Source organism: Neorhizobium galegae (assembly GCF_017877055.1).
Taxonomy (GTDB): Bacteria; Pseudomonadota; Alphaproteobacteria; order Rhizobiales; family Rhizobiaceae; genus Neorhizobium; species Neorhizobium galegae_D.
Window position 1 is genome coordinate 111,518 of the sequence record NZ_JAGIPG010000001.1, and the last position, 17,723, is coordinate 129,240.

The window sequence follows — 17,723 nt, forward strand, 5'->3', positions numbered from 1 at the left end:
ATGGACTCAAATGAACTGAAGCGCGCGCTCGGCGCCGGCCTCTTGTCGTTCCCCGTCACGCCGTTCGGCAAGGATGGCCTCTTCAACCGCAAGGCCTACGAGCAGCATGTCGGCTGGCTGGCCGGTTTCGATGCTTCGGTGCTGTTTGCCGCCGGCGGCACGGGCGAGTTCTTTTCACTGGAGCCTTCCGAAATTCCGGACATCATCGCTGCCGCCAAGGCTTCTGCCGGCAGCACGCCGATCGTTTCCGGTTGCGGTTACGGCACGCGCATCGCCGTCTCGATCGCCAGGTCCGCCGAAAGGGCCGGCGCCGACGGCATTCTCCTGCTGCCGCATTATCTGATGGATGCCAGCCAGGAAGGCCTCTACCAGCATATCAAGGCCGTCTGCCAGTCGGTCGGCATCGGCGTGATGGTCTATAATCGCGATAATTCGATTCTTTCGGCGGAAACACTGGCCCGTCTTTGCGAGGCCTGTCCCAATCTGGTCGGCTTCAAGGACGGTTCGGGCGACATCGGTCTGGTGCGCAAGATCACGGCTGTCATGGGCGACCGCCTGACCTATCTCGGCGGCATGCCGACGGCCGAGCTTTTCGCGGACGCCTATCTCGGCGCGGGCGTCACCACCTATTCGTCGGCTGTCTTCAACTTCGTCCCAGGGCTGGCCCAGAAATTCTACAAGTCGCTCCGGGCCGGCGATACGGCCGGCACCAACAGGATCCTTATCGACTTCTTCTATCCGTTCATGGAGATCCGCAACCGCCAGAAGGGCTACGCGGTTTCCGCCATCAAGGCCGGCGTGCGGCTGATGGGTTTCGATACGGGTCCGGTTCGCGCCCCGCTGACCGACCTGACCGCGGAGGAAGTCGAGATGATGGAGGCTCTCTGCGAGCCCTATCGCAACAACGCTTTCGGGGCGCAGGCGACCGAATAGGGCGTCCTTCTCCCAACCTCTCCCCGAGCATGAGCCGGCAGGTTTTGCCTGCCGGACGGGAGGCTACTTCCTCAGGGAGTCGCCGTCGAACCAGATTTCCCCCGCTTTCTTGCGAAAGAGCAAGCAAGTGCCCATGCCCTGTTTGTTTCGCGTCAAAGAGAAGAGGTTGGCGTCGACATGAATTCTATTTCCAGAGGACGGCGATTTACTCCGCCCCTTGTTCCGAAGGAAAGAAACCATGACCGACAAAATTCAGATGACCAGACGCTCGATCCTTGCGGGGGCAGCCTTTGTTGGCGCGATCGCGCCGGTCGTGCAGGCTTCCTTTGCCCATGCGGACGAAGCGCGCCCCGCAAAGATGAAGCCGGGCGACCTCCCGCGCCTCCGCCGCGAGAAGGTCGAACTCGTGAAGCCGCCTTTCGTCCATGCCCATGCTCAGAAAGCCGATGGCCCGCCGAAGGTCGTCGAATTTACGCTGACCATCCAGGAGAAGAAGCTGGTCCTCGACAAGGAAGGCACCGAGATCAATGCGATGACCTTCGACGGGTCGGTTCCGGGTCCGCTCATGGTCGTCCATCAGGACGACTACGTCGAGCTCACCCTCATCAATCCCGATACGAACGAACTCCCGCACAATATCGACTTCCACTCGGCGACCGGTGCGCTCGGCGGCGGGGTGCTGACGGTGGTGAACCCCGGCGAGAAAACCGTTCTCCGGTTCAAGGCAACCAAGGCCGGCGTCTTCGTCTACCATTGCGCACCTCCCGGAATGGTGCCGTGGCACGTCACCTCGGGCATGAACGGCGCCATCATGGTGCTGCCGCGCGATGGCCTCAAGGACGGCAACGGGAAACCGCTGCCCTACGACAAGATCTACTATGTGGGCGAACAGGATTTCTATGTGCCGCGCGACGAAAACGGCAAGTTCAAGAAATACGCCAGCGCCGGCGAAGCCTATGAGGACACGCTGGCGGTGATGCGGACGCTCACACCGACGCATATCGTCTTCAACGGGGCCGTCGGCGCCTTGACGGGCCAGAATGCCATGACCGCCGCCGTTGGCGAAAAGGTGCTGATCGTCCATTCGCAGGCAAACCGCGACACGCGGCCTCACCTCATCGGCGGCCATGGCGACTATGTCTGGGCTACGGGGGCGGCGTCTACGTGACTGTTGGCCCGCATCGCTCGCCGATGAGTTCGTTCATCCGGGATCCAAAAGGCGGCGGCTGCGCGGTGGGTACGCCGCCGGCCAATCTGGGTTTTCGCCTAGTCAAGTCCACCCGGTGGTATGCGCCACTTCTGAGGACGCTTCGCCGGGCGGGTTGGGCGACGTGATCGTCATCGTGCCGTCCAGGCCACAAACCGACGCAAAAACGAGCCGCGGCAAACTCAAAACTGGTTGTCGTAGGTCAAAGAGCACCGGCGTTTTTGCCCTAGTGTGAATTTCAACGAAGCCGAGGGCTTCCAAACAGGAGTAAGAAAATGAAGAAGATTCTGGCATCCATGGTCGGTGCGGCGATCGTCTCGGCTGTTTGCGCGACAATGGCGTCGGCGGCCGATTTCGAGGTGCATATGCTCAACAAGGGCAATGACGGCGCGATGGTATTCGAACCGAGTTCCCTCAAGGTTGCCAAGGGCGATACCGTCACCTTCATCCCGACGGACAAATCTCACAACGCCGAAACGATCGACGGCCTGATCCCGGAAGGCGCAAAGCCGTTCAAGGGCCAGATGAACGAAAGCGTGAAGATCACGTTCGACGTCGAGGGTGCTTATGCCGTGAAATGCGCGCCGCATGTCGGCATGGGCATGATCGGCCTCGTCGTCGTCGGCAACGCTCCCGCCAATCTGGAGGCCATCAAGACCGCGAAACTGCCCAAGAAGGCTCGCGAACGTCTCGATGCGGATATCGCTGCTTCCGGCGTTTAGGCGGGGGGAGTTCAGCGGCGGCCATTCCCTCTCCCCCGGCCGCCGCCGCGCTTATTCTCCCGGCCTCATCCTGCACGAAATTCAGTGCAGTTGATCAGCGCATCAGGCCGGCCATGCGAAGCGCATTTTCGATGATCTGCTGGATACCTTCAGGCTCTTTTGCTTCCGGGGAGGGAGCCGATGCCCGCTTGGGTGGGTGGCTCTCTGCCCGCAGCGATTCCACCCCTTCGCGAAGCAGTCCCCAGCTTCTTGCCGAATGAAGCGTCGAAGATATGCCGACATCCAGCAGGTAAGGTGCGGCGTTCTCGTCGCCGAGCGCCGGGTCGATAGGGGTTCCGTGACCCATTCCGGCAATGCTGTAATATTCGATGACTTGCCTGCCGCGGGGATCCTTCCAGACGGCTTTCGACTGGCCGTCGACCTTTTCCTCCAGGTCCGGCCGTGAGCCGACCTCGTGAACGGCTCGCCACTGGTCGATGATCGCCCGCGCGTTTGCTTCTGCGACCGTATTGTCCTGGGTGCCCTGCCATACCGAGATGGTCGGCCAAGGTCCCTGATGGGTGGAAGCGGCTCTCAGCCGGGACTGAAGCGCCGAGGGGGCCGGCAGGCCCTGCCCGCGCATCCGGTCGAAGGCTTCGGGAACCGTCGCGGCGACGCCATAGGGCAGGCCTGCGATGATTGCGCCGCCGGCGAATACTTCGGGATAGGTGGCCAGCATGACGTTGGCCATGCCGCCGCCTGCGGACAAGCCGCTCACATAGATGCGGGAAGGGTCGATTCCGTGCCGGGAGACTGCGGCTTCGATCATCTGGCGGATCGAATGTGCCTCGCCCTGGCCGCGGCGGGTGTCGCCCGGAACGAACCAGTTGAAGCAGAGGTTGCCGTTGTTGGCCCGGACCTGTTCGGGCAGGAGGACCACAAAGCCGTGGCGTTCGGCGAGCTTCGACCATCCGGTACCGTGATCATAACCGGACGCGGTTTGCGTGCATCCGTGCAGAACGACGACGAGGGCGGGGCCTTTGGGAAGCAGGGAGGGGACATATACCCTGGCTCCCAGCGCCCCGGGGTTGGAGCCGAAACTGCTCAGTTCCTCCAGATGGCTGGGCGTGTCGGTCTGTTCCCGACCGAGTGATTTCAAGCGGGCAAGCCGCTCCAGCGTATCCGACAACGATCTCATATTGGCTCCTGGCAATCATTGCCGGGATGGCAGTGATCAGCGACAACGTTCCCTATATGGGTAATGTTGCTGCACTGCACAAATATTTTCTGCCGTCACGAGACGGCGGGAGCCGAGAGGTTCGCTGCCCGCGAGGTTTTGCGGCCGCTTTCGATCAGCGCCTTGGTGTATTCGTGCTGAGGCGACAGGAAGAGGGTTTCCGTTTCGCCCTGTTCGACGATCTCGCCCCGTTTCATCACGATCGTCCGGTCGCAGATCTGCCGGATGACGGCGAGATTGTGCGAGATGAAGACATAGGTAAGGTCGAGTTCGGCGCGCAATTCCTGCAGGAAATCGAGCACCTGCGCCTGCACCGAGATGTCGAGCGCCGAGGTCGGTTCGTCGAGGATCAGCAGGCGCGGATTGAGGGCGATGGCGCGGGCGATGCAGATGCGCTGCTTCTGGCCGCCGGACAGTTCGTGCGGGTAGCGATACTTGAACATTTTCGGCAGCTGGACGATATCGAGCAGCGCTTCGACGCGCGCCTCGATATCGCGTCGGCTCATGCTTGTCTGGATGCGTAACGGTTCGCCGATCGCATCGCCGATCGTGTGACGGCCGTTGAGCGCCGAATGCGGGTTCTGGAAGACGAACTGCATGTGCCGGCGCATCAATCGCAGCGGTTCGCCGGTCAGGCCGGAAATGTTCCGGCCGTCGAAGATGATGTCGCCGGAGGTCGGCTCGATGAGGCGCAGCAGCATGCGCGCCAGCGTCGACTTTCCTGAACCGGATTCGCCGACCACGCCGAAGATTTCACCGGTCGCGACCGAGAGGTTGATGCTGTTGACCGCCGTCACTTCGGTGCCGGACTGGCTGCGGTAGACTTTCTTGAGGCCGATCGCTTCCAGAAGCACGCCGGGTTTCGCCGGCTCTGCGACCGCCGGTTGGGCAGCAACCTTGGTTGCCGCGGTATCGATGTCCGGCACGGCGGCGAGCAGGCGCCTGGTGTATTCGTGCTTGGGGGCGCTCAGGATATCCGCCGTCAGGCCCTGTTCGACGATCTCGCCCTTGTACATGACCGCACAGCGCTTGGCGATCGTGGCGATGGCGCCGATATCGTGGCTGATCATGATGACGGTGAGGTTGAGCTTCTCGACCAGCGAGTTGATGAGGTCGAGCACCTGAGCCTGGACCGTGACGTCGAGCGCGGTCGTCGGTTCGTCGGCGATCAGCAGGTCCGGTTTGCCGGACAGCGCCATGGCGATCAGCACTCGCTGGCGCATGCCGCCCGAAAGCTGGTGCGGATACTGGTCGAACAGCATGGCCGGGTTCGGCAGGCCGACCTGGTCGAGCAGTTCTACGGTGCGCGCGCGGCGGGTGGTCTTCAAGGACACACCGTGGCCGGCCGCCTTTTCATGGGCGGCGATGACGTCGGAAATCTGCTGCCCGATCGTGAAGAGCGGGTTCAGATAGGTCATAGGGTCCTGGAAGATCATCGAGATGCGGATGCCGCGGATCTTCGTCCAGTCCTTTTCGGGGAGCGCGGTGATGTCCTGTCCGTCGAAGGCGATCTTGCCTTCGACCACTTTCGACGCCTTCGGGCCGATGCCGAGCACGGAGCGCACCAGCACCGTCTTGCCGGAACCGCTTTCGCCGACGATGCCGAGCGTATCGCCGCGATTGACGGTCAGGTTGATGTCCTTCAGCACATGCACCGGACCGTCGAACGTGGCGATGTCGAGCCGGTAATTCTGGATGTCGAGAAGAGGTCCGGTCATCGGTCACGGCTCCGGGGATCGAGAATGTCGCGCAGGCCGTCGCCCAGAAGGTTGAAGCCGAGCACGGTCAGGAAGATCGCGGCACCCGGGAAGAGCGAGTACCACCACCAGTCCGGCATGTAGGTGCGGGCGACCGAGATCATCGCCCCCCATTCGGGTGCCGGCGGCTGGGCGCCGAGGCCGATGAAGCCGAGGCTGGCGGCCGACAGGATCGCCATACCCATGTCCATGCTCATCTTGACGATGATCGGCGACATGCAGTTGGGCAGGATGTGATGCCAGAGGATCCAGGGCGTTTTGGCGCCGATCGAGCGGGCCGATTCGACGAACAGCTCTTCCTTGACCGACAGCGTCTTCGCCTCCACCAGGCGCACGTAACCCGGCCACCAGACGAGCGACAAGGCGACCACGCAATTGGTGATGCCGGGGCCGAGCGCCGCGACGATCGCCAGGGCAAGGGCCAGTCCCGGCACGGCGAGGAAGAGTTCGGTGATGCGCATGATGACGGCGCGCACCCAGCCGCCGCGATAACCGGCGATGATGCCGAGCGGCACGCCGATGATGGCGCCGACGCCGGTGATGATCAGGCCGATCCACAGCGAGGTGCGGGCGCCAATGATGACGCGCGAAAGGATGTCGCTGCCCATCTCGTCGGTGCCGAACCAGTGAGCGGCGCTGGGCCCCATCAGCTTGTTGGCCATGTTGAAGGCGCCGACGGTGTCTTCCGGATAGGGCGCAAGCCAAGGCCCCAGGGCTGCAAGCAACAGGAAGAGCGCGACCAGGCCGAGGCCGAGCATGGAGGAAAAGCTCTTGCCGAACATATGCGCATAGAGCCGCCACTGGCGGATCTTGCTTTCATGCCGTTCGCGGAAGGTGAGGGGGCGGGAGAGTTCCACGGGCGTCGTCATCAGGCGCTCCTGAGGCGGGGATCGATCCACGCGTAGGCGAGATCGACGAGGGTGTTGGCGACGATGAAGAAGAAGCCGATCACCAGCGTGACGCCGATGACGGGCTTGAAATCCGATGAAAGCGCCGAAGAGACGGCGTAGAGGCCGATGCCCGGCCAGTCGAAGACGGTTTCGACGAGCACGGTGGAGCCGAGCATCCAGCCGAAGCGCAGGCCGATCATTGCAAGCGTCGGCAGCAGCGCGTTCTTCAGCGCATAGATGGCGACGATGCGGAACGAAGCGATGCCGTGGGCGCGTGCGGCGACGATGTAGTCGGACTGCAGCACCTCGATCATCTCGGCGCGGTTGACGCGCAGGATCGAGGCGAGGCAGGGGAAGGAGAGCACGATCGCCGGGAGGATGATGTGCCGCAGCGCCGTCCAGAACGTATCCAGCCGGCCGGCGAGCAGGCTGTCGACGAGCAGCAGGCCGGTGACCGTTTCCGGCGGGCGGGTGACCAGCGGCAGGCGGCCGGAGACCGGCAGCCAGCCGAGATCGACCGCGAATGTCAGCTGCAGGATGATGCCGAACCAGAAGGCCGGCAGCGCGACGCCCGAGATCGAGAAGATGCGTGTGATATGGTCGATCGGGCCATCCTTGTAGACGGCCGACAGCATGCCGAGCGGCACGCCGACGATGATGCCGATGGCCATGGCGACGAAGACCAGTTCCAGGGTTGCCGGCGCATAACGCAGCACCTCTTCCAGCACCGGCCTTGTGGTGACGATCGACTGGCCGAGGTCGCCGGTGACGAGATCGCCCATATAGACGACGAACTGCTCGGGAAGCGACTTGTCGAGGCCGTATTCGGTGCGGATGGTCGTCACCATGTCCTCGGTCGCATTGGGGCCGGCGACCAGGCGGGCCGGATCGCCCGGCGCGACATTGGTGATGACGAAGGTGAGTGCCGCAATGCCGATCATGGTTCCGACCAGCGTCAGCACTTTGCGGAAGGCGAATGCCAACATCGTCTTCTCCGGTGGCTATCTTCTAAAAAACTGCGCATGGCCCGGCCGGTTGGGATGGCCTGGCCATGCGCATCATGCTGGCTGCAGGAGGGGACGCAAGCCAGTTTCTATTCGGCCTTCACCCACATCGGGTAGAGATCGACCTCGCCGGTGAAGCGGACCGGGCTGAACTTGAAGCCCTGCAGATAGTCGCGATGCGCCCAGCGGCGGTTCTGGAGCATGCCGAAGACTTCCGGCTGGTCGGCGACGATCTGCTTCTGGATGTCGGCATAAAGCTTGGCGCGGTCGTCCCAGCTGGTGGCGGCGCGGGCCTGGTCGATCATCTCCGAAACCTTCGGATTGTCGTAGAACATCATCGCGTAATACTGGCCCCAGCTCGCCTTGTGGTACTGGTAGGCGACGGCATCCGGGTCGGTCGAAACCGGCGTCGTGAATACCGAGGTCATGGCCGGCGAGGTCTCGACCTTGGAACCGGCGGCGACCATGTTCGGCCACTGTTCCGGCTTGACCTCGACGGTGATGCCGAGTTCCTTCAGGTTGTCGAGCAGAACGAGGCCGATGCGGCGGGCTTCTTCGAGGCCTGCGACATGGACATAAGGCAGGGTTATGCCGCCGTTCGGATAAGCCGATTTTGCCAGGTATTCCTTCGCCTTGGCGAGATCCTTGCGTGGCATGCCGGGAACGGCGACATGGCCCTTCATGGCGTCCGGCAGCGGGCTGGTCTCGAGCGAGGCGGCGCCGTTATAGATCTGGATCAGTGCATCGTAGTCGAGCGCATAGGCGATCGCCTTGCGCAGGTTGATGTCGGCTGTCGGACCCTTCTGGGTGTTGAACTTGATCCCGAAAGTGGTCATGCCCTTGTGGTCCTGGATGACCACGCCGGGGACGCGCTTGATCTGGATATAATCGTCCGGCGTCAGACCTTCGACGATGTCGGCTTCGCCGCGCTGGAGGGCAGCCTTCTGGGCGGCCGGTTCGCGGATGATCTTGTAGATGACGCCGGCCGGGCGGTTCTTTTCGCCCTGCGGCCAGCCCTTCCAGTAACCGTCATTGGCTTCGATCTCGTAGAGAACGTTCGGTTCCCAGCGGCCGAGCTTGAACGGGCCGGAGCCGGCGGCATGGTCGGTCAGCCACTTCTGGCCGTAGTCGCCATCCACCTCGTGGGCCTTCACCTCGGCGGGGTTGACGACGAACCACCAGGGCAGGAAGGAGAGGAACGGCGCATAGGGTGCCTTGAGGTCGAAGCGGACGGTGTTGGCATCGACGGCGACGATGTTTTCCGGCGCGAGGAAATCCTTGAGCATCCAGGCAACGCCCTTGTTGAGCTTCAGGCCACGCTCGAAAGAATAACGCACGGCTTCGGCGGTCACCGGATCGCCGTTGTGGAACTTGGCGTTCTTGGCGAGGTGGAAGGTCCAGCTCTTGCCGTCGGCGCTGGTTTCCCACTTCTCGGCGAGCCATGGCTTGATCTCGGCCGGGTTGCCTTCGTACTTGACCAGGGCGTCATAGACCGACTGCTGGATCATGCGCGTCGACCAGTCGTAACGGACATGCGGATCAAGCACCGGGATCGCCTGGCGGCCGCCGAAGACGATGACATTGCCCTTGTCGGTACGCTCGAAGGCGCCGGCGGGTGCGGCGAGGATCGAGGAGGCGAGCAGCCCCGCGACCGCGACGTTTTTCAGGATTTTTCCGAACATATGGTTCCCTCTGTTTTTGATGTGGCTCGGTAATCAGATCATCTGGCGGACGACGCCCGCGACGACGCGGCGCGACAATAGAACCGGGGCGTCGACGGCGCGGCGCACCTCGTCCAGCATCCCGGCGGAATAACCCATGCAATGCATGACGATAAGGTCGCAGCCGCCGAGCGTCTTCGCCCGTTCGCCGATATCGTCGCCGGCATAGGGCGAGGCGGCCACGAATTTGGGCTCGCCGCTGAAGACATGGCGATCGGCGAAATCCTTGACCTGCCGTTCGAGCGGCAGGATGACGCCGAGCTTGCGCGAGGAGGCGGCGAGCGCCTCGACGGTCGAATCGACAATCCGCTGGGCTTCGACGACCAGCGTGTTTTCGAGCGGATCGATCCGGGTGCCGGTGCAGAGGAGAACGACAAGGTCGAAGCCTTGCGCATCGATCGTCTTCAGGAGGACGTTGAGTTTCTCTTCGGTCCGGGCCTTGGAGGTGACGATTTCCTCGCCGCTCCTGAGACGCGTCGCAAAGGAATGTTCGCCATCCACGGCGCGTATCGCGTCCAGTTCAGCCGGGTCCATGCCGTCGAGCACGCCGAATTCACGGAACTCGACGCGACCTTCCGGCAGGCCGATGCCGATCTCGGCCATCATTTCCGGAACAAGGTCGATACGCGGCGTCTGGCCGATGGTCACGAAGGCAATCTTGGATGTGGAAGGCATGCTCATCGTTCCCTGCATGGCATTATCGACAGGGAGCCTAACGCTCGGATGCGCGGCTTCACTATAGGGTAATGCCCCTAGAACGACATGATTCTGACATGGCCAAGGCGACCAATTTTTAGGCAAACAAGTCTTTCGACGCAATTTTCTTGCGCGAAGTCGCTTATTTTCGATCAGGGATGCCCGGCCGAGATGACCATGCGGATGAGCGCATTCGAAGAGGTGACTTCCATCTTGCTCATGACGTTCGAGCGGTGGATCTCGACGGTCTTCGGGCTGATGCCGAGCTGGCGGGCGATCGCCTTGTTGGAAAGACCTTCGGCGACAAGCGACAGGACCTGTCGCTCGCGCGGCGTCAGGCGAAGAAGCTTTTCCGCAAATTCCGGCGAGACGCCCGGCAGCGTCACGGGCTGCGAACGATGCAGGAGAAGCCGGATGGCGCTTGCGACGATGCGGCGGGCGAGAACCACGGGCTTGCCGCTCGCCTTGGCCACCATCTGCCGGTCGGCTTCGGTAAAACTCACGGAATTGAGGACGATGATTTCCGCATCGGCGAGATCGACGAGCGCGCCGGCCAGCAGCTTGCGGTCGCCATCGGCGGCGTAGCTGGCGCAGATCTTGTAGGGCGCCAGCGCCGGGATATCGAGTTCGGCTATCTGCTGCTGCAGCGGCTGGATGAGGCCGACGGAAGCGCCGTGCGCGGCGAGCGAAATCACCGCCGATTCCATGGCGCGCTGGGCGTTGACCGTCGGGCAGGTGCTTTCGAAATCGCGAAACAGGCCGGTCGAGAGGATGACGACCAGATCGAATTCGTTGGGCTGGAAAGCGGCGGCAATCTTTGCCATGCGCTCGGCGATACGCGGTTTGGACACGACGATATCGGTATTGTCGGCAAGTCGGGTGACGATGCTCTGTTCCCCCGGACGCACTTTCAGTTCATCGATTTCTGCCTTGGAAAGCCCGTCCAGCGCGCCGATTTCGAGCGCCTCGATCGGGACGTCGAGATTGGTCAGCATGTCCCCGATGAGATCGGCACGCGGCGTCTGGCCGACGCTCAGAAACATCACCCGGTGGTGCGGTTCCGCACCTTCCGGCGAGGTCGGGGCCAGCGCATAGGGGCTCTTCGACATGTGCAGGGAATCGGTCCTTTCGATCGTCAAACCATGATGGCGCCGGGGATGCCTAAAATCAAGGCAAGCTCATTCTAGGTGCAGTCCCCTATAGGCATCCTTCGTCACTCATGGCTAGGTTCTAGCACATTCTTCGGAGGTAAACATGATCCGTGATTTCGAAGCGGGCGAGATCGACCCGCTTGCCGTTGGCGCCTGGATTCTCGGCACCGGCGGCGGCGGTAGCCCCTATCTGGCGCAGCTCAACCTGAAAAAGCTCTACAAGGACGGCAAGCGCGTCAAGCTGATCGATCCCCAGGCGCTCGATGACGGCGACGCGGTCGCGGTCGTCTCCAAGATGGGCGCGCCGCTGGTCGGCCAGGAGCGCCTCGTCGATCCCGCGCATCTCGCGCGGGCCATGCAGCTGATGGAAGAATATACCGGCCGCAAGTTCCGCGCCGTGATGAGCGTCGAGATCGGCGGCGGCAATGCGCTGTCGCCGTTCCTTGCCGGCGCCATGCTGGACATCCCAGTCGTCGATGCGGACGCGATGGGCCGCGCCTATCCGGAAGCGCAGATGACCAGCTTTGCGATCGGCGACCTGCCGATGTATCCGTTGACGCTGGTCGATTGCCGCGACAACGAGGCGATCGTCGCCAAGGCCGCGTCCTGGAAGTGGATGGAACGGATTTCCCGCAAGATCTGCACCGAGGTCGGTTCGACGGCGGCGACCTGCAAGGCGCCGCGAACCGGCCGCGAAGTCAAGGACTGGGGCGTGCTCTACACGGTGACCAAGGCGGTCAGCCTCGGCCGCGCGGTGCTCGAAGCCCGCGCCGCCCACACGGATCCGGTCGAGGCGGTGCTCGCCCATGAAGGCGGCAAGGTACTGTTCAAGGGCAAGATCGCCGATGTCGACCGCACCACGACGGGCGGCTTCCTGCGCGGTTCGGCGATGATCGAAGGTCTCGACGACGATCGCGGCTCGAAGGTCGAGCTCGCCTTCCAGAACGAATGGGCAGTCGCCTTCCGCGACGGCCAGCCGATCGCCATGACGCCCGACCTGATCTGCCTGCTCGACACGGTGTCGGGCGAGGCGATCGGCACCGAGACGGTGCGGTACGGCCAGCGCGTCACGGTCGTCGCGTTGCCTGCGCCGGAGGTGCTGACCAGCGCCAAGGGCCTCGAACATGTCGGCCCGCGTGCCTTCGGATATGACCTGGATTTCAAATCGGTGTTTGCAGCATGAAGCGGATCGGAATTGACGTCGGCGGCACCAATACGGATGCCGTGCTCATCGATGGCGAGAAGGTTCTCTCGGCCATCAAGTTTCCCACCACGTCGGACGTGATGCAGGGCGTGGTCAACGCGATCGGCCATGTGGTCGCCTCGCAGCCGCCGGGTTCGGCACCGGTCGATGCGGTGATGATCGGCACGACGCATTTCACCAATGCGGTGGTCGAGCGCGCCCGTCTCGATCGCGTCGCAGCGATCCGCATCGCCATGCCGGCCGGCGCCTCGTTGCCGCCGATGGTCGACTGGCCGGACGAGCTGCGCGATGCCGTCGATCCGCTTTCCTTCATGGTGCATGGCGGCCATGAATATGACGGCCGTCCGCTGGTGCCGCTTGCAAAGGATGAAATCCGCGACGCGGCAATGAAGATCCGTGATGCGGGCGTCGATTCGATCGGCATCACGGCGCTCTTTTCGCCGCTGACGGCGGAATGCGAGCTGGAGGCGGCGGAGATCGTTCGTTCGATCATCCCGAATGCGCGCATCACGCTGTCCCATACGCTCGGCCGCATCGGCCTTCTGGAACGCGAGAATGTCACGCTGCTGAACGCGGCGCTGCAGGGTCTCGGCCGCAAGACGATCGACGCCTTCAAGGATGCGCTGAAACAGGCCGGCATCGACGCTCCGTTCTATCTGACCCAGAACGACGGCACGGTGGTGCTGGCGGACGTCGCTGCCGCCAACCCGGTCTACAGCTTTGCGTCCGGCCCGACCAATTCGATGCGCGGCGCAGCGTTCCTGACCGGCCTCAAGGAGGCCATGGTCATCGACGTCGGCGGCACGACCTCGGATGTCGGTTGCCTAGTCGGCGGTTTTCCGCGCGAAGCAAACAATGTCGTTGAAGTCGGCGGCGTGCGCACGCTGTTCCGCATGCCGGACCTGCTGCCGATGGCACTCGGCGGCGGCACGATCATTGACCCGGAAACCCGCAAGATCGGCCCGCGCTCGGTCGGCTACCGGATCACCGAAAAGGCGCTGGTCTTCGGCGGCGATACGCTGACCACGACGGACGTGGCGGTTGCCGCCGGCCTCGTCGAGATCGGCGACCGCGACCGGGTCAAGCATCTCGACAAGGCGCTGGTTGCCGACCTCCTGAAGCGCGTCGAGGCGATGGTGGAAGACGGCGTCGACCGGATGAAGACCTCGGCCGAAGGTGTCCAGTTGATCGCCGTCGGCGGTGGCGCCTTCCTGATCCCGGAAAAGCTCAAAGGTGCGAGCGAAGTGCTGCGCGTCGAACATGCCGGCGTGGCGAACGCGCTTGGTGCTGCGATGGCGCAGGTATCCGGCGAAGTCGACCAGGTGTTTTCCGGCATGTCGCGCGAAAAGGCGATTGCCGAAGCCGAGCGCATTGCCCGCGCCCGCGCCGTCGAAGCGGGTGCCAGCGCCGATACGATCGTGACGCTCGACACGGAAGATATTCCGATCGCCTATCTGCCGGGTGACTCCCGGCGGGTGCGGGTGCGGGTGGTCGGCGATATCGCCTTCATGAAGGACGAACAGAAGCGCGTGGCCGGGGCCTTGCGCTGAACCCCAACTCTCCTCCCAGGGAGAATCGGCGGGCTGGCTTGTTGCCGGCCCGCCGATTTCATTCTGGGTTGTCTGGCATCCTGTAGCTCGAAGACCGGACGATCAGTTCTCCGGGAAGCCGTTTGACCGTGATCGGCCGGCCGGGATAACAGGACCCGTCCTCGATCATTCCGACGGCCACCGCGATGATCTCGTCGACGGGCTGGCGGAATGTGGTCAGTGCATAGTGGGGCCAGCTGGCCAGAGCGATATCGTCGAAGCCCGCGACTGCAATATCTTCGGGTACCCGCGATCCGGCCTCTTCCCTCAGTGCGTCGAGGCCACCTGCCGCGAGAATGTCGTTGGCGAAGAAGATCGCGTCCGCTCCGCCGCGATCGACGATTTCCAGCGCAGCCCGCCGGCCGGCCTCATAGCTATATTCGCCGGCATCGACGCGGGCGCAAAGCACCATACCAAGCTCGGCAACGCGCGTCACGAAGGCGTTCTGTCTTTCGCGATTGGTGGTCGTGTGGCTGAGGCCGGACACGTAGGCGACGCGACGCCGGCCGGTCTCATAGAAATGGTCTGCGATCGCCCGGCTGCCCGCGACGTTGTCGCAGATGACGCAGCTTAAGTCCGCATCCTCGACGACGCGGTTGATCAGCAGGGCGGCGCGGCCCTCGGTTGCCCAGCGCAAGGTCTGGCCGGAGAGGATCGTGGCGGAAATAATGATCACCGCATCGACATTGTAGCGGCGCAGCGCCGAAAGCTGCTCTTCGAGGTTGGAGCCCTTGGTGATGTTGAAGAGCAGGCTCTGCAGCCCGACGCGCTGCAGGCTGCGGGAGAGCTTTTCGATGAGCGCGGGGTAGAAGGGGTTCTGCATGTCGGAGACGACGATGCCGACGATATTGGTGCGGCTCTTCGACAACATGCTGGCTATGGCGTTGGGGTGGTAATCCACCTCTTCTGCAAACTGCCTGATCCGGTTGCGCAGGTCCGGCGCGATGCTGGCGCCCGGCGTGAACGCGCGGGAGACCGCCGACTGGCTGACGCCGAGCATACGGGCGAGCTGGCGCGCGGTGATCGGCCGACGCTTCGCCTTGTCATCCGGTATCTCTGGCTTGTCCAAGAAACTCTCCAACTCCCTGCCGGCGGACGGCGCTGCTGTCGATACCTCCGGCGCAGTCATGGATCAATATCATCAAATGCGTATCCGTGTCTTGCATCCGTATGCAATGGCGTCTAGTCTTTGTTTCAGGATCGGGAGGAGAGCCGTCGATCATGCTTTTGAAGGAAATGGCTGAGCCGGGTGTCTCGGCCGTGGACGATCTTCGCGTGCTGGATTTGTCCGACACGCTTTCAGGCCAATACTGCGCGCGACTTCTGGCGGACTACGGCGCGGAAGTCATTCTCGTTGAGCCGCCGGGGGGATCGGCGATCAGGCGAATGCCGCCGTTCTCAATGAACGATCCGGAACTGTCCCTGTCGTTCTGGCATCTGAACACCGGTAAGAGGTCCGTCATCCTGGACCGGTCGACGGAGGCCGGGCGGGAGGAACTGAAGGCGCTGATCGCTGGCGCGGATGTCGTTATTCCGCCTGCGGACCTCACGTTCAAAGAAGTCGCGGACATCAATCCGCGCTGCATCACCGCTTCCATCACCCCTTTCGGAACGGACGGGCCTCTTGCCGATTGGAAGGGGCCGGAGATCGTGCTGCAGGCACTTTCCGGAATGATGTACAACAACGGCCAGATCGGCCGCGAACCCCTCTACGGCGTCGGCGATCGGGCATCCTATGCCGCAGGGCTCGCCGCCTATATTGGCGTGATCACCGCTCTCATTGCCCGCCGCACGACCGGGCTTGGTCAGGCTGTGCGGGTGGACTCGGCCGAGACGGCAGCATCGATGTGTTTCCCCTATGTGCTGCGCCATATCTACAACGGCTCCGTCCACAGCCGACGGGACCAGACGATCCCGGCAGGGCAGGTGAAATGCCGTGACAGCTGGGTCTGCATCTGGATCTACAACCATCGCTGGGAAGCTCTCTGCGCGGCACTGGATCTGCGAGAAATTCAGCACGATCCCCGCTTCGCCGATCCGGCCCCGCGCCGGCAGCACTGGGATGTGCTCTACGAGATCATCCAGGCGAAGGTCGCGGAGATGGACGCGGAGGATCTGGTCGACCGGCTGCAGCGCGCCCAGATCATCGCGGCCAAGGCCTATCGTCCCGCCGAACAGATCCGCAACGGCCACCTCACCGCCCGCCATTATTGGGAGACGGTCGACGGCCGGCTCATTCTTGGGCCACCCTTCCGGATGAGCGCGACACCTCGCAGGGTGCGAGGCGGAGCGCCCCTTCCTGGCGAGGCGGAGGGGCGGATTGCACCGCGACGAACCGAGCCGCTCGAGACGCCAAAACCGGCCGCGTCCGGCCGGCCGCCGCTCGAGGGGCTGCGGGTGATCGAGATTACCACCGCCTGGGCCGGACCTATGGCCGGGCGGGTGCTTGCTTATTTCGGGGCCGAGTCCATTCACGTGGAATCGCCCAACCGGGTGAATTCCTGGCGGTTGAACAAGGAAAGGCCGAACCCGATCAATTTTCCGGGCGGCGAGCCGGGTGAGCGGCCCTTCGACCGCTCTTTCCTCTTCAATTCCCAGAACGTCAACAAGCTGTCCTGCATCCTCAACCTGAAGACCGAGGAAGGGCGAAAGACACTGGAACGGCTGGTCGCCAGGGCCGATGTGCTGATCTGCAATTTCCGGCCCGGCACGCTTGCAAAACTCGGGTTGGACTACGGGCGGCTTTCGGCGATCAAGCCGGATATCATCGTCGCGGAGCTTCCCGCCTTCGGGCGGGACGGGCCGATGTCGGGATATGCGGCGCTTGGCCCGACCATGGAAATGGCGACCGGAATGTCGGCGATGATGGGTTATCCGGACGGGCAGCCGGAAAACAGCGGGCCTTCCTATCTCGACCCGATCGGCGGGTTCAATGCCGCGGCGGCGATCCTGACGGCGCTCTACTGGCGCCAGCGCACCGGCGGCGGCCAATATGTCGAGGTGCCGCAGGTCGAGGCGGCGATGCAGTTCATCGGAGCGGAACTGCTTTTGGCGGCCGAGACAGGAAAAGACCCGGTGCCGAACGGAAACCGGCTCGCGGGCATGGCGCCGCACGGCGCCTTTCCGGCCCTCGGGGAAGACCAGTGGGTCGTCATCGCAGCGCAGGATCAGGCGCAGTGGCGGGCATTGTGCGGAGCGATCGGTATGCCGCAGATCGCCCTCGACCCGCGTTTTGCGACGCTCGAGGCGCGCCGGCGGGACGAGGATGCGTTGGCGGAAATCCTTTCGGATTGGACGCGCGGCCGCGACAAGCACGATATCGCCCGGTTGCTCCAGGGCAGGGGAGTTGCCGCGGCTCCGGTCAACGATGCTGGCGATCTGGCACGCAGCGACTATCTTGCTCATCGCCGGTTCTTCACCGAACTCGAACATCCGGATGCCGGATTGCACCCCCATCCCGGCTTGCCGATTCACTTGAGCCGGACACCGGGAGGGCAGCGCAGGCCGGCGCCTCAGTTCGGCGGCCATAACCGGTTCGTGCTCGAGGGGATCCTGGCGCTGCCGCCGGAAGAGGTCGCCCGCATCATGGCCAGCGATGCGATGACCACTGTTCCCTTTCCGGATGGATAGATC

Annotated in this window: 13 protein-coding genes and 2 pseudogenes; 7 read left to right on the forward strand and 8 right to left on the reverse strand. The window is 63.3% G+C overall.

Annotated features, from left to right (window positions below):
• The 4 genes and pseudogenes from kdgD (at window position 1) to J2857_RS00545 (ending at window position 2,862) form a co-directional block, all read left to right on the forward strand.
• A complete protein-coding gene (gene kdgD / locus J2857_RS00535; RefSeq protein ID WP_210009966.1) occupies window positions 1-933 on the forward strand; it encodes a 5-dehydro-4-deoxyglucarate dehydratase in 933 nt (310 codons plus the stop codon).
• A gap of 238 nt (window positions 934-1,171) precedes the next feature.
• Window positions 1,172-2,086 (forward strand): annotated as a pseudogene (gene nirK / locus J2857_RS00540) (copper-containing nitrite reductase); the annotation flags it as partial.
• Window positions 2,087-2,088: 2 nt separating this feature from the next.
• A pseudogene (locus J2857_RS30820) lies at window positions 2,089-2,268 on the forward strand (formylglycine-generating enzyme family protein); the annotation flags it as partial.
• A gap of 147 nt (window positions 2,269-2,415) precedes the next feature.
• A complete protein-coding gene (locus J2857_RS00545; protein ID WP_210008061.1) occupies window positions 2,416-2,862 on the forward strand; it encodes a pseudoazurin in 447 nt (148 codons plus the stop codon).
• A 94-nt stretch (window positions 2,863-2,956) separates the two neighbouring features.
• Here J2857_RS00545 and J2857_RS00550 read toward each other — a convergent pair whose 3' ends face one another.
• The 7 genes from J2857_RS00550 to J2857_RS00580 form a co-directional block, all read right to left on the reverse strand.
• Window positions 2,957-4,039: an extracellular catalytic domain type 1 short-chain-length polyhydroxyalkanoate depolymerase gene (locus J2857_RS00550; RefSeq protein ID WP_210008062.1), complete on the reverse strand. Its 1,083-nt coding sequence runs from the start codon at window positions 4,037-4,039 to the stop codon at window positions 2,957-2,959.
• A gap of 95 nt (window positions 4,040-4,134) precedes the next feature.
• A complete protein-coding gene (locus tag J2857_RS00555) occupies window positions 4,135-5,796 on the reverse strand; it encodes an ABC transporter ATP-binding protein (protein ID WP_210008063.1) in 1,662 nt (553 codons plus the stop codon).
• On the reverse strand, window positions 5,793-6,704 hold the full coding sequence (locus J2857_RS00560) for an ABC transporter permease (protein ID WP_210008064.1): 912 nt from the start codon (window positions 6,702-6,704) through the stop codon (window positions 5,793-5,795). The genes J2857_RS00555 and J2857_RS00560 overlap by 4 nt, the downstream gene beginning before the upstream one ends.
• The gene (locus tag J2857_RS00565) at window positions 6,704-7,711 is read right to left on the reverse strand and encodes an ABC transporter permease (protein ID WP_210008065.1); all 1,008 of its coding nucleotides are present in this window, start codon (window positions 7,709-7,711) and stop codon (window positions 6,704-6,706) included. Before J2857_RS00565 ends, J2857_RS00560 begins: the two co-directional genes overlap by 1 nt.
• Before the next feature lie 107 nt (window positions 7,712-7,818).
• Window positions 7,819-9,411 carry an ABC transporter substrate-binding protein gene (locus J2857_RS00570; RefSeq protein ID WP_210008066.1) on the reverse strand — a complete coding sequence of 531 codons (1,593 nt, stop codon included), beginning with the start codon at window positions 9,409-9,411 and terminating at the stop codon, window positions 7,819-7,821.
• Window positions 9,412-9,444: 33 nt separating this feature from the next.
• The gene (locus tag J2857_RS00575) at window positions 9,445-10,125 is read right to left on the reverse strand and encodes an AroM family protein (RefSeq protein ID WP_210008067.1); all 681 of its coding nucleotides are present in this window, start codon (window positions 10,123-10,125) and stop codon (window positions 9,445-9,447) included.
• A 173-nt stretch (window positions 10,126-10,298) separates the two neighbouring features.
• A complete protein-coding gene (locus tag J2857_RS00580; protein WP_080954240.1) occupies window positions 10,299-11,255 on the reverse strand; it encodes an AroM family protein in 957 nt (318 codons plus the stop codon).
• Between the two features lie 145 nt (window positions 11,256-11,400).
• Between J2857_RS00580 and J2857_RS00585 the strand changes: the two genes are divergently transcribed.
• Both J2857_RS00585 and J2857_RS00590 read left to right on the forward strand, forming a co-directional pair.
• Window positions 11,401-12,480 (forward strand): DUF917 domain-containing protein, encoded by a 1,080-nt coding sequence (locus J2857_RS00585; RefSeq protein ID WP_151044640.1) that lies wholly within the window; start codon window positions 11,401-11,403, stop codon window positions 12,478-12,480.
• On the forward strand, window positions 12,477-14,051 hold the full coding sequence (locus tag J2857_RS00590; protein ID WP_210008068.1) for a hydantoinase/oxoprolinase N-terminal domain-containing protein: 1,575 nt from the start codon (window positions 12,477-12,479) through the stop codon (window positions 14,049-14,051). The genes J2857_RS00585 and J2857_RS00590 overlap by 4 nt, the downstream gene beginning before the upstream one ends.
• A gap of 58 nt (window positions 14,052-14,109) precedes the next feature.
• On the opposite strand, the gene J2857_RS00595 is transcribed toward J2857_RS00590, so the two are convergent.
• Window positions 14,110-15,159 (reverse strand): LacI family DNA-binding transcriptional regulator, encoded by a 1,050-nt coding sequence (locus tag J2857_RS00595; RefSeq protein WP_210008069.1) that lies wholly within the window; start codon window positions 15,157-15,159, stop codon window positions 14,110-14,112.
• 152 nt (window positions 15,160-15,311) lie between these two features.
• On the opposite strand from J2857_RS00595, the gene J2857_RS00600 reads away from it, so the two are divergent.
• Window positions 15,312-17,720: a CaiB/BaiF CoA transferase family protein gene (locus J2857_RS00600; protein WP_210008070.1), complete on the forward strand. Its 2,409-nt coding sequence runs from the start codon at window positions 15,312-15,314 to the stop codon at window positions 17,718-17,720.
• Window positions 17,721-17,723 lie beyond the last annotated feature (3 nt).

Excerpts from the sequence above, each read along its gene's own strand:
- kdgD (WP_210009966.1), top strand. The coding sequence starts at position 1 with ATGGACTCAAATGAACTGAAGCGCGCGCTCGGCGCCGGCCTCTTGTCG.
- J2857_RS00570 (WP_210008066.1), bottom strand. The coding sequence starts at position 9,411 with ATGTTCGGAAAAATCCTGAAAAACGTCGCGGTCGCGGGGCTGCTCGCC.
- J2857_RS00550 (WP_210008062.1), bottom strand. The coding sequence starts at position 4,039 with ATGAGATCGTTGTCGGATACGCTGGAGCGGCTTGCCCGCTTGAAATCA.
- J2857_RS00575 (WP_210008067.1), bottom strand. The coding sequence starts at position 10,125 with ATGCCTTCCACATCCAAGATTGCCTTCGTGACCATCGGCCAGACGCCG.
- J2857_RS00545 (WP_210008061.1), top strand. The coding sequence starts at position 2,416 with ATGAAGAAGATTCTGGCATCCATGGTCGGTGCGGCGATCGTCTCGGCT.
- J2857_RS00600 (WP_210008070.1), top strand. The coding sequence starts at position 15,312 with ATGCTTTTGAAGGAAATGGCTGAGCCGGGTGTCTCGGCCGTGGACGAT.
- J2857_RS00555 (WP_210008063.1), bottom strand. The coding sequence starts at position 5,796 with ATGACCGGACCTCTTCTCGACATCCAGAATTACCGGCTCGACATCGCC.
- J2857_RS00560 (WP_210008064.1), bottom strand. The coding sequence starts at position 6,704 with ATGACGACGCCCGTGGAACTCTCCCGCCCCCTCACCTTCCGCGAACGG.
- J2857_RS00565 (WP_210008065.1), bottom strand. The coding sequence starts at position 7,711 with ATGTTGGCATTCGCCTTCCGCAAAGTGCTGACGCTGGTCGGAACCATG.
- J2857_RS00590 (WP_210008068.1), top strand. The coding sequence starts at position 12,477 with ATGAAGCGGATCGGAATTGACGTCGGCGGCACCAATACGGATGCCGTG.
- J2857_RS00580 (WP_080954240.1), bottom strand. The coding sequence starts at position 11,255 with ATGTCGAAGAGCCCCTATGCGCTGGCCCCGACCTCGCCGGAAGGTGCG.
- J2857_RS00585 (WP_151044640.1), top strand. The coding sequence starts at position 11,401 with ATGATCCGTGATTTCGAAGCGGGCGAGATCGACCCGCTTGCCGTTGGC.